13 protein-coding genes are annotated in these 11,879 nt (G+C 42.9%); 12 read left to right on the top strand and 1 reads right to left on the bottom strand.

The window, feature by feature from the left end:
• The 3 genes from dcuC to EL241_RS08990 are packed head-to-tail and all read left to right on the top strand — an operon-like array spanning window position 1 to window position 2,726.
• Window positions 1–1,389: a C4-dicarboxylate transporter DcuC gene (gene dcuC, locus EL241_RS09000; protein ID WP_036106286.1), complete on the top strand. Its 1,389-nt coding sequence runs from the start codon at window positions 1–3 to the stop codon at window positions 1,387–1,389.
• A gap of 28 nt (window positions 1,390–1,417) precedes the next feature.
• Window positions 1,418–2,329, top strand: a complete 912-nt coding sequence (gene rbsK, locus EL241_RS08995; protein WP_003755027.1) for a ribokinase — start codon at window positions 1,418–1,420, stop codon at window positions 2,327–2,329.
• Between the two features lie 19 nt (window positions 2,330–2,348).
• The gene (locus EL241_RS08990; RefSeq protein WP_003755029.1) at window positions 2,349–2,726 is read left to right on the top strand and encodes a VOC family protein; all 378 of its coding nucleotides are present in this window, start codon (window positions 2,349–2,351) and stop codon (window positions 2,724–2,726) included.
• 46 nt (window positions 2,727–2,772) lie between these two features.
• Here the strand turns inward: EL241_RS08990 and EL241_RS08985 are convergent, their stop codons facing one another.
• Window positions 2,773–3,657 carry a mechanosensitive ion channel family protein gene (locus EL241_RS08985; RefSeq protein WP_115345733.1) on the bottom strand — a complete coding sequence of 295 codons (885 nt, stop codon included), beginning with the start codon at window positions 3,655–3,657 and terminating at the stop codon, window positions 2,773–2,775.
• Between the two features lie 280 nt (window positions 3,658–3,937).
• Between EL241_RS08985 and EL241_RS08980 the strand changes: the two genes are divergently transcribed.
• The 9 genes from EL241_RS08980 (at window position 3,938) to EL241_RS08940 (ending at window position 11,878) form a co-directional block, all read left to right on the top strand.
• A complete protein-coding gene (locus tag EL241_RS08980) occupies window positions 3,938–5,131 on the top strand; it encodes a quaternary amine ABC transporter ATP-binding protein (protein WP_036106287.1) in 1,194 nt (397 codons plus the stop codon).
• Entirely contained in the window at window positions 5,124–5,969 is an 846-nt protein-coding gene (locus EL241_RS08975) for an ABC transporter permease (RefSeq protein WP_036106288.1), read from the top strand. The genes EL241_RS08980 and EL241_RS08975 overlap by 8 nt, the downstream gene beginning before the upstream one ends.
• Before the next feature lie 13 nt (window positions 5,970–5,982).
• Window positions 5,983–6,891, top strand: a complete 909-nt coding sequence (locus tag EL241_RS08970; RefSeq protein ID WP_036106289.1) for a glycine betaine ABC transporter substrate-binding protein — start codon at window positions 5,983–5,985, stop codon at window positions 6,889–6,891.
• A 193-nt stretch (window positions 6,892–7,084) separates the two neighbouring features.
• Window positions 7,085–7,579 carry a PTS sugar transporter subunit IIA gene (locus EL241_RS08965; protein WP_036106290.1) on the top strand — a complete coding sequence of 165 codons (495 nt, stop codon included), beginning with the start codon at window positions 7,085–7,087 and terminating at the stop codon, window positions 7,577–7,579.
• Between the two features lie 97 nt (window positions 7,580–7,676).
• Entirely contained in the window at window positions 7,677–8,369 is a 693-nt protein-coding gene (locus EL241_RS08960) for a copper homeostasis protein CutC (RefSeq protein WP_036106291.1), read from the top strand.
• Window positions 8,370–8,495: 126 nt separating this feature from the next.
• Entirely contained in the window at window positions 8,496–9,374 is an 879-nt protein-coding gene (locus tag EL241_RS08955; RefSeq protein ID WP_003755042.1) for a CvfB family protein, read from the top strand.
• 101 nt (window positions 9,375–9,475) lie between these two features.
• Window positions 9,476–10,189: a cell wall-active antibiotics response protein LiaF gene (gene liaF, locus EL241_RS08950; RefSeq protein ID WP_115345732.1), complete on the top strand. Its 714-nt coding sequence runs from the start codon at window positions 9,476–9,478 to the stop codon at window positions 10,187–10,189.
• Entirely contained in the window at window positions 10,186–11,262 is a 1,077-nt protein-coding gene (locus tag EL241_RS08945; protein WP_036106293.1) for a sensor histidine kinase, read from the top strand. The genes liaF and EL241_RS08945 overlap by 4 nt, the downstream gene beginning before the upstream one ends.
• Window positions 11,240–11,878 carry a response regulator gene (locus EL241_RS08940; protein ID WP_036106294.1) on the top strand — a complete coding sequence of 213 codons (639 nt, stop codon included), beginning with the start codon at window positions 11,240–11,242 and terminating at the stop codon, window positions 11,876–11,878. The genes EL241_RS08945 and EL241_RS08940 overlap by 23 nt, the downstream gene beginning before the upstream one ends.
• Window position 11,879: the final 1 nt, after the last annotated feature.

Below are 11,879 nucleotides of genomic sequence, written 5' to 3'. Positions count from 1 at the left end.
ATGGAACAAGTTTTGGTGTATGGAATAGGCGTTTTAGCCGTTGCAGCAGTCCTTTACATGTTATTAAAGAAATACGATATCAAAATCACCTTGTTAGCAGTCGGCTTGCTACTGATGTATGTGGCCGTTTTGATGGGAAAATCGATTCCAGGTGAAACTGGGTATGCGATTATTGACCCGATCATGGCGATCGTTGAGCAGTTCAAAGCGACGTTCTCTCAAGCGGGATTGGTTATTCTGCTATTAGGTGGGTATAGTGCATATATGTCTGCAATTGGAGCTAATGATGTTACTGTATATGCTTTAACAAAACCGTTAAAAAGAGTAAAATCAACCTATGTATTGATCCCGATCGTCTTTTTACTCGGGAACTTACTATCCCTCGTTATCCCAAGTGCTTCTAATTTGGCGATCATTTTACTTGCGACCTTATATCCAGTTTTAAAGAAAGCCAATATGAGTACACTGACAGCCGCAGGGATCATTGCAACGACAGCGACGATCATGCCGTCACCATTGGGTGCAGATAATGTTGCCGTCGCACAGCAGTTGAACATGTCAGTCACAGAATACGTGATTCAGTATCACGCGATCATCTCGATCCCGACGCTCATCATCATTGCATTTATCCACATGTTTTGGCAAAAATATTGTGATAAGCGCGATCAGCTGAAGAAGCACGAAGCAGATCACACAGAAATTGAATTAGAGGAAATCAAGCCGATAGAAGGATCTGGATTATATAAATTTGTATATGGCTTACTTCCATTATTACCGATCGTACTTTTGATCATCGTCTTCATCAGCAATACTGTTTTTCATAGTAAATTGACAATGGGTGTAGAAGTCGTCACATTGATCAGCTTTTTAGTAGCGATCCTTGTCGAACTGATCTCCAAACGCAGAGGAAAAGAAGTACTGCAAAATACGGAAAACTTTTTCAAAGGAATGGGAAATGCGATGGGAATCGTGGCATTGCTTGTTGCAGCTTCGATTTTTGTCGCAGGATTGACATCGATCGGGATCATGCAGCAGCTTGAGAAAACGATGACGTCGTTATCTGGAGCTGGATATATTTTACCAATCATCATGGTCTTATTCACAGCGATCATCGTCTTGATCAGCGGCAGCGGTACAGCATTATTCTATGCGATGATTCCACTAATGGTACCACTCGCGGCAGCAGCTGGAATCAGTGCGGTCATGCTTAGTATCCCAATGGGAATGGCCGGCAACTTATTGCGTGCGGTTTCGCCAGTAGCTGCAGTTATCGTCATCATCGCTGGTACAACGAAAGAAAATCCGATCAATATCGTGAAACGGACATCCGTGCCGATGATTGGCGGGACAGTGATCATGCTGATACTTTCATTTTTATTTTTACATTAAATCTTAAGTAGTAGTAAGGAGCAAATCGATGGGAAAAGTTGTGGTTGTCGGAAGCCTGAATATGGATATTGTAATGAAAATCAAAGAAATGCCTAGCACGGGAGAAACGGTGCTAGCGAAAGAAACAAATTATTTATATGGAGGCAAAGGTGCGAACCAAGCCGTTGCTGCCGCCCGAATGGGAGCAGAAGTTAAAATGGTCGGAGCCGTCGGTAACGATGCATTTGGCACAAAACTCGTAGCGCAGTTGGAGAAAGAAGCGATCGACACCTCGGGAATCATCGAAAAACAGGATGTTCCCTCTGGTATGGCAGCCGTTTTCAAACTTCCTGCTGATAATGCGATTGTAGTAGCAGATGGTGCAAATGGGAAAATAACGGTAGAAGATATCAAGAAGTACAAAGAGCTGATTCAAGAAGCGGATTGCTTGCTGGTGCAGCTGGAAACACCGATCGCTGCTGTGAAAAAAGCATTGCAGTTAGCAAAAGAAGCCGATGTCTACACGATCTTGAATCCTGCACCTTTTTCGGAAGAAGCAGAGGAACTACTGGCATATGCAGATCTGATCACGCCAAATGAAACGGAATTCGCTCAGCTTTTAGGTTGCTCAGAGATAGAAGATAGCGAGTTAGAACAAAAAATGATAAAATGGACAGAGCAATATGACAGCCAATTAGTTTTGACGTTAGGCAAAGAAGGTGTTGCCTATATCGAACAAGGCAAACTCGTCAAAATCCCATCCAGACAAGTAAAAGCTGAAGACACGACTGGCGCAGGAGATACATTTAACGGTATCCTTGCACAAATGCTGAGCGAGAAAGCAGCTCTAAGAGAAGCGATTCAAATTGCAAACATCGGTGCTTCGATCGCCGTTCAAAAAGTCGGTGCTCAAACGGGGATGCCTACAGCTCAAGAAGTTTTGGAAGTGAAGAATAAATAAAGCGAAAGGAGGAAACAACATGAAATTAGACATGGTTGGAGTAATCGTTCGTGACATGGGAAAAGCAATCCGATTTTATCAGCAGTTGGGGTTCAATGTAAGTGTTGGAGATGAAAAGGAACCATACGTAGAGTTAGATCATGAAGGCGTTCGAATTTCTCTAAACAAGATCGAACTAATTGAAGATGTTTACGGGTTTAAACCAGAAAAAAGCGGAGATAAAGTAGAACTGGCATTTTTGATGGAAAGTCCTGCGGAAATCGATGCCTTGATCGAAAAAATGAAAGCGGCCGGTGATTACATCGTCCGGGAACCATGGCAAGCGCCTTGGGGACAGTATTACGCTATTCTCAAAGATGAGGATGAAAATATTTTGAGTTTATTCTGTAATCTATAAAAAAGCCCCTAAAGTTAGAATGGAAAATCTAACTTTAGGGCTTTTTTTATGCGTTTGGATCTGTATTAAATGGTGCGACGAAAGGAAGTGGGAATTTGATGCCAGCATTTGTCAATTCTTCCCGAGCAGTTTTCAAAATATCTCGTTCCACACCGGCTTGTTCACCGTTTACGGCTTTGCCTACCACACGAATAACTTGATAGGTCGGTGTAACCGTTTGAACGCCAAGCACTGTCAGTGGTTCCACGATGTTTTTATTTTCGGCTTCCATTTGTGAACAAGCAGCTTGGATGATTGCTGTTGCTTTATCAGGATTTTCCGTCGGGTTGATCTGGATATCGACCATAACACGCATATTGCCGCGGGAATGGTTGCTGACGATCATGATCTGACGATTCGGGATATAATGCAGTGTTCCATCAAAATCACGTACTTGCGTTGTCCGCAACCCCAATGTTTCGACAAGTCCATTTACTTCACCGATCGTTACGGAATCGCCGACATCGATCTGGCGCTCCAATAATATGAAAAAACCGGTTACGACATCACTGACAAATCCCTGCGCCCCGAAGGCGATCGCTAGACCTGCTACCCCCGCGCCGGCTACCAGTGCGGTAACATCGATAAAGTTTTGCAAGATCAATACGGCAAAGGCGAAAAAGAGAATATAGCCATACAAGTTGGAGATCAAGCCTTCCAGTGTATCGGCTCTGCCAATAGACACAGCCTGTTGCTGACGGTATTTTTTGAATAAGCCACGTATCAGCTTAAAACCAACATATTTTAAAATAAGATACAACACGATCAAGAATAGTATTTTAATGCTGGTCGTCAGCGCATTGGTTCCTAATTCCGACCAGTCGATCGAATGCAACCACTTTTTAAAGAAGCCCATATTTTGGGTCACATCTTTTGCTAAATCATTTTCCATGTTATTCCAACCTCTCTGCAAAAGTTCCTGTTACTATTCTAACAAAAAAAGCCGATCAATGCTTTTTTGAAGATTAAATCAAAAAAAATTAAATTTTTTTTGGTTCCTAAGCTGACGGGAATGGAAACGGTTGCGTAGCGGCATTATTTGTGAAGAAATGTGTAAAAAATATGAAAAGCCTCTTGATTTTGTGTACAATGGTAGAGGCTGTTCTTTCTTATTGGTGAAAAAGAAAGGAACACGGTATAAAAATAACAAGACAAAGAAAGGGGTTTTTAGTTTGAGTAAGATCAAAGTAGAAGAGCTTACAAAAATTTTCGGCAAACGAGCTAGCAAAGCATCTTCTCTACTCGCTCAAGGAAAAACAAAAACAGAGATTTTAAAAGAAACAGGGGCTACCATTGGTGTGAATAAAGCTTCTTTTGAAGTAGAAGAAGGAGAAATATTTGTGATCATGGGACTTTCCGGTAGTGGGAAGTCTACATTAGTCCGCCTTTTGAACCGTCTGATAGAGCCAACAAGCGGGAAAATCTGGTTAGACGGAAAAGAACTATCGAGTTTAGATAAAAAGCAATTGCTGGAAGTTAGAAGAAAAAGCATGAGCATGGTTTTCCAAAGTTTTGGACTCTTTCCAAACCGGACGATCATCCGTAATGTAGAGTATGGTTTGGAAGTCCAAGGAGTCAGCAAGCAAGATCGTTTCAAGCAAGCAGAAGAATCACTGAATCTAGTGGGCTTAGCTGGTTACGGCGAACAATATCCTTCCCAATTATCTGGCGGAATGCAGCAACGGGTAGGCCTAGCGCGTGCACTTGCTAATAATCCGGATATCTTGCTGATGGACGAAGCCTTTTCGGCACTCGATCCTTTGAATCGAAAAGATATGCAAGACCAATTATTAGAACTGCAAGACACGATGAAAAAGACGATTATTTTCATCACGCATGATTTAGATGAAGCACTCCGAATCGGCGATCATATCATGATCATGCGCGACGGTTCCGTTATTCAAACCGGTACACCAGAAGAAATCTTGGCAAGTCCGGCTAACGAATATGTGGAAAAATTCATTGAAGATGTCGATCGCTCCAAAGTTTACACAGCCAATAACGTGATGATCCGTCCAGAGATCGTTAATTTAGAAAAAGACGGTCCACGTGTGGCGCTGAAACGGATGCGTGAAGCTGGCACATCCAGTGTTTATGTAATCCGCCGTAATCGTGAGTTAGTAGGCATCGTCCATGCAAATGACGTCTCCCGTTTAGTAAAAGAAAACATTGCGTCACTTGAGTCTGTCATCAACACGGATATCCCGACAACGGCTCCGGATACCCCGCTAGCAGATATCATGGATCAAGTATCGACAACAGCAATTCCAATCGCCGTGACAGAAGACGGCAAATTAAAAGGAATCATTGTTCGTGGTTCCGTACTATCGGCATTATCCGGGAAAGAGGTGAACATCAATGCCTAATATTCCTACCATACCATTAGCTAGCTGGATCGACAGCATCGTTGATGGGCTAACAAAATTTGAAGGTTTCTTCAATGTCATCACAAATATTATCGGCGGTGTTGTAAATGCCTTCCAATGGGTCTTTGATTTGATCCCGGCACTGCTATTCATTTTAATCGTATTAGCAGCTACTTTCTGGATCAATCGCAAAGGTAAAAAATGGGGACTGATAATTTTTGAACTGATCGGTCTACTACTTATCCTGAATTTAGGATTCTGGCGCGATATGACACAAACATTGACACTTGTTTTGACAAGTAGCTTGATTGCACTTGTTGTCGGCGTTCCACTCGGTATCTGGATGGCGAAAAGCGAGATCGTCGAGAGTATTTTCAAACCTGTTCTCGACTTTATGCAGACAATGCCAGCGTTCGTTTATCTGATCCCGGCCGTAGCATTCTTCGGGATCGGCATGGTGCCAGGGGTCGTTGCCTCTGTTATCTTCGCAATGCCTCCAACTGTGCGCATGACGAACTTAGGGATCAGACAAGTATCGAAGGAATTGGTTGAAGCTGCCGATTCATTCGGTTCGACACCGTGGCAAAAACTATTTAAAGTACAGCTGCCAATGGCAAAATCAACCATGATGGCTGGTATCAACCAAAGCATCATGCTGGCACTTTCCATGGTCGTTATCGCTTCGATGATCGGAGCAATGGGACTTGGAACGCGTGTTTACTTTGCCGTGGGACGTAACGATGCTGGTGGTGGCTTTGTTGCCGGTATCGCGATCGTGATCGTAGCGATCATTCTCGATCGATTGACCCAAGCATTCAATAAAAAAGCAGGTAATTAAGGAGGCGGATAAGTTGTTCAAAAAAACGATTACCACAGTATTACTCGCTGCACTCATTTTAGTAGTCGCTGGTTGTGGTACGGAACTTGCCCCTTATGATGCCAAAGAACCACTCGGTAAACAAATCAACTATACCATCACCGGGATCGATGCAGGAGCTGGGATCATGCTTTCCACGCAAAATGCGATCAAGGGGTATAAACTTGATAAAGATAATTGGCAATTACAGACAAGTTCTACAGCTGCAATGACAAGTACACTTGAAAAAGCAATCAAAGATAAACGTCCGATCGTTGTCACAGGATGGACACCACATTGGATGTTCACCAAATTTGATTTGAAATTTTTAAAAGATCCGAAAAACATTTACGGCAAAGCAGAAAACATCCATACCTTTGTTCGCAAAGGACTTAAAAAAGAAAAACCTTCTGCATACGAATTGCTAGATAATTTCAACTGGACTTCCAAAGAAATGTCAGAAGTCATGCTTGCCGTCAACAATGGCGAAGATCCTGAAAAAGCAGCGAAAGATTGGATCAAAAAACATCCAGAAAAAGTAGCAGAATGGACAAAAGGTATCAAAAAAGTAAACGGCGATCCAATCAAACTGACCTATGTGGCTTGGGATTCCGAAATCGCTTCTACCAATGTAGTCGCGGAAGTACTTCGTAAATTAGGCTATAAGCCGACCATTCAAGCTATGGAGATCCAACCGATGTGGGCTTCCGTTGCCACGGATGCTGCAGACGGTATGGTAGCAGCCTGGCTGCCGAAAACATCAGGAATCTATTATCGCGATTATAAAGATAAAGTAGAGGATCTCGGTGTTAATTTAAAAGGTGCTAAAGTAGGCCTAGCAGTTCCGACATATATGAAAAACATCAATTCCATTGAAGATCTAAAAGATCCATCTGGAAAATAATTGCTTTTTACCGAAAGTAGTCGTACAATACGGGTACTATGTTTCATATCGGATTTCATAATTACTGCAAAGAAAAGGCATGGGCACGCACGAAAAAGAGTATTGCTTTTTCCGCGTCTCCATGCCTTTTTCTTTTTAATTACTTCATTTTGGGGTACTAGTGATAAGAAGTCCAAAACAAGGAGGAAAAAGCATGTTTAAAAAACTATTTAAAAAAGAAAAATCAGAAACCGTTTACGCTCACGCAACTGGAGAATTTATCCCACTTAGCGATGTACCCGATCCTGTCTTCAACCAAAAAATGATGGGAGAAGGGATTGCGATCAAACCAACCAATGGAACGATCGTAGCACCGATCAGCGGGGAAATCATCCAACTAGCAGATACATTGCATGCTTTCGGGATCCGTTCTGAACTTGGACAAGAGATCTTAGTGCACATCGGTTTGGAAACGGTAGCATTGAAAGGGGAAGGATTCAAAGCTTTAGCAGCGATGGGAGATAAAGTCGAGAAGGGAGACGGTATCATCCAGGTAGATCTAGCGTATATCGAAGAACACGCAGCAAGCACGATCGTTCCAATGGTCGTAACAAACAGCGCGGATGGCAAATTTGAATTTGATTGGAAAGAAGTTACCGAAACAATCGCTGGGAAAACAGAAGTATTCACAACTTCCAGCAAATCATAAATAAAAACAACAATTTTTAATCGATAACACGCAGTCATTTCAAAAAATGGTAGGGTTACAAAGAGTAGAAATTGCTGTTTTAAGGAGAGAACAAGCTATGTTAGAAGTAATCGTTGAAGGCCCAGGTGCTGCCAAAGACGCAGAAGTATGCGGCGCGAATCGCCTAGAAGTTGTTTCTGCGATTGCAGAGGGTGGACTTACACCGAGTTATGGAGTTATTAGTGAAATCGTCGCAACCGTGAAGATCCCAAGTATGATCATGATTCGTCCCCATAGCCATTCTTTCGTCTATGACAAAGCAGATCAAGCAGTCATCCAAAAAGACATCGAAATGGTCAAAAAGATCGGCGCGACCGGGATCGTATTCGGCGCATTGACAGAAGCGGGCGAGATCGATACGGATCTGCTGGATAAGGTGATCGAATGGAAAGGTGAGCTGGATCTGACATTCCACCGCGCGATTGATGCAACAGCTGATATCGAAGCAAGCTATCAGTTGCTACGGAACCAATACGGCGCTAGCATCACTCAAATATTGACGTCCGGCGGCGCAGATAAGGCATTTCAAGCTGTGGAAAGACTGAAAAGTTGGATCCAAGATAGCAAGCATGATCCTTCCAGCTTTGCGATCTTGGTCGGCAGCGGCGTGGATCTAACTACGATCGCCGACTTGCAAGCACAGCTGCATCATCACACTTATCATGTTGGCGGCGGGGCACGAATCGATGGCGATTTCAGCAAGGGGATCGCGGCGGATAAAGTGGATGAGCTTCAAAGCTTTATTCAATAAGCTAAAAACCACATTCTTGTGGTTTTTATTTTTACCTGAAAATGGGACCTTTTCCACACCAGCTATAGCTTACAAGCATACGATACGTTATAATGAAAGATATCAAAAAACAAAGGTGGATATCACGTGAATAAGTATATTGGCACGAGCCAGTCGATGGAAGTAAAGGAAATAACGGAATCAGGATTTGTCCTTACAAAAGAAGAAATAGAGGTATTATTGCCTAAAGGGAACACCGCAAGACAAGATTATGAGGTCGGCGAGCAAGTTACTGTCTTTATCTATGTAGGATATCAGCACGAGATCACAGCCACGACCAATATCCCGAAAGTCCAGGTCGGACGTTACAGCTATGGCACGGTCACAGAAGTGAAAAGACAATTAGGCGTCTTCGTAGATATCGGCATTGAAAAAGACATTGTCGTCTCTCTGGACGATCTTCCCGAGTTAGAACATTTATGGCCTAAAAAAGGAGACCGTTTGATGATCGCATTGCGAGTTGACGAAAAAGATCGCATTTGGGGTGTGCTTGCGGACGAACATCAGTTCAAAGGCATTAGCAGAAAAGCAGAAGCATCGTTGTTCAATGAAAATGTAGAAGGAACGGTATACCGATTATTGAAGATTGGCTCCTTTATTTTGACGACCAACTATCACATCGGTTTTATTCATGAAAGCGAGCGCAACTCTGAACCGCGTCTGGGCGAGCATGTGACCGCGCGCGTCATTGCTGTGAAGCCAGATGGCTCTTTGAACTTATCACTTCGTGGGAGAGCGCATGAGGTCCTCAGCGACGATGCAGAGATGATCTTGACATATTTGAATAGCGTTGGTGGCGAAATGGCTTTCGGTGACAAATCATCGCCTGAGTCGATCAGAAACAAGTTCGGGATCAGCAAAGCGCAATTCAAGCGGGCGATCGGTTCGCTGATGAAAGCTAAAAAAGTAACGCAAGAGGACGGCATTTTCACAAAATTGGTCGAAAAAGATAAAGACTCAGACTAAAGTAGTAGAATGGCTTCCTTCCTTAGCTGTTTGTAAAGCTAGTCCGCTTCTCTTTATAATGAGGAAGAGATGGATCAGCAGAGAAAAGGAGGTGTGACAGTTTGAAAAAAATCGAAAGCTCATTTGTTTTTATTTTTGTCTTAGCCGTAATGATCGGAATTGGTTTGGAAATGCTATTTAGATGGCAATTACTACTTTTTTTCGCTGTCGGGATCTTCTTTTTATTCATGTCGAGAAAAATCAATATCACCTCGAAGCAGGAAAAATCGTATATTATCATTGCGATCTTTTTCCTATTGATATCGGTATTAGTGACCACGACATTTAAAATCAGTCTTGTCATCGTCGGGATTTTTGCCATTATCTATTATATCAACCGCAAACGTGCGCCGCAGCTGCTTATGTTGCAGACAAAAGAGCCGGGAGAACGTCAGACTGGTAAAGAGCATTTTGTTAAAAATCAATGGTTCGGCAATCAGCGGATGCTGGATGTGGTTTATGAGTGGGACGATATCAATATTCATACGGGGATCGGTGACACGATCATCGACCTTGGCAACACAGTTCTCCCTACCGGAGAAAGTATCATTATGATCCGCAGTATTTCCGGCAAGATCAGGCTGCTTGTTCCGTTTGATCTTGGCGTTTGCATTGAGCATTCAGCTGTTTTTGGTCATTTACAATATGAAAAGCAATACATGACGATGCAGAACAATACAGTAAAATATTACTCGGACAACTACAATGATGCGGTTCGCAAAGTCAAAATCACAACTTCTGTCCTTTTTGGGGATCTTGAGGTGATTCGATTATGACATTTACCAAACTCATGATGATCTATTCGACAGCGCTGTTATTTGCGGCTTCTCTGATCGGAACGATCGCCTACTATTTTATGAGCAACATCACGATCTATCAGTTGCTGATTGGGCAGAAAGTCTTTTATGTACCATTCGTGATTTTCGTGCCGATCACTGTTATTTCAGTTGGCGTCGTTATCGGTGCGCTGATCGGGTATTATATCAAACAGAAGCTGGAAGGGATCGATATTTCGCTGCGCCTATTAGAACAAGGCGATTTGGAGAAAAACCTGGCGATCGAAAAGGAAGAATCCTTCGCAGAGATTCAGCAGGTCTATCAGCAAATCAATCGGTTGCGGAAAAAAATGCAACTGCAAAATGCCAGAACGCAAGAGATAGCAAGCGGATATGCAGAAACAGCAGGTCAGTCAAAAGAAGCGATTTTAGTAGAGGAACGACATCGAATCGCACGAGAACTTCACGATTCCGTGAGCCAACAGCTTTTTGCGGCCATGATGCTATTATCTGCATTAAATGAACAAGGAGAAAAGAATGCTACTCCGGCGATGCAGAAACAGCTTAAATTAGTAGAAAGCATCGTCAATGATTCGCAATCTGAAATGCGAGCATTATTACTTCACTTGCGTCCGACTCAGCTAGAAGGCAAGTCGCTAAAAGTAGGAATGGAACAGCTGCTTCAAGAACTGACAGCGAAAATTCCAATCGAAGTAAGATGGGAAATCGCTGATATCGCTTTGAAAAAAGGAATCGAGGATCATCTTTTTCGGATCGTTCAAGAACTATTATCGAACACATTGCGGCACTCGAAAGCAGCTTTACTCGAAGTACGGCTAGCAATCGTGGATCAAGTCGCTATCTTGAAAGTCGTAGATGACGGCGTCGGATTCAACGTGAGCGAAGTAGCACAAGGTTCTTATGGACTTCAAAATATGCGGGAACGCGTAGAGGAATTTGGCGGAACAATCAAGATTATCAGTTTTCCAAACCAAGGGACGAGCGTGGAGGTAAAAATTCCACTTGTAGTAGAAAGGACGAGTGAAGATAATGATCAAAGTATTATTGATTGATGATCACGAAATGGTGCGGATCGGTGTTTCAGCCTATCTGTCTGTTCAAGATGACATGGAAGTAGTTGGAGAAGCAAGCAACGGCAGAGAAGGTACGGAACTTGCTCTAGAACTAAAGCCGGACATTATTTTGATGGACCTGGTAATGGATGAAATGGACGGTATTGAAGCCACTAAACAAATCATGAAAGCATGGAAAACAGCAAAGATCATCATCGTCACCAGCTTTTTAGACGATGAGAAAGTATACCCGGCACTAGAAGCGGGGGCAAGCAGCTATATGCTCAAAACATCTACTGCTTCTGAGATCGCAGACGCCATTCGGGCTACATATGCAGGAGACACTGTTTTGGAACCGGAAGTCACCGGTAAAATGATGCAGCGTCTCACTGCAAAACCAGAGAAAAATCTTCACGATGAATTGACGAATCGCGAGAATGAGATCCTATTGCTGATCGCAGAAGGAAAAGCCAATCAAGAAATAGCGGATGAACTATACATCACACTCAAGACAGTCAAAACACACGTGAGCAATATCTTATCCAAACTAGATGTCCAAGACCGTACACAAGCTGCGATCTATGCGTTTCAGCACGATCTAGTAAAGAAAAAGTAAG

Origin of the sequence: Listeria grayi (assembly GCF_900638015.1) — a bacterium.
GTDB lineage: Bacteria > Bacillota > Bacilli > Lactobacillales > Listeriaceae > Listeria > Listeria grayi.
The sequence above is the reverse complement of the archived record's forward strand: the minus strand, read 5'-3'. Positions and strand labels throughout refer to the sequence as shown.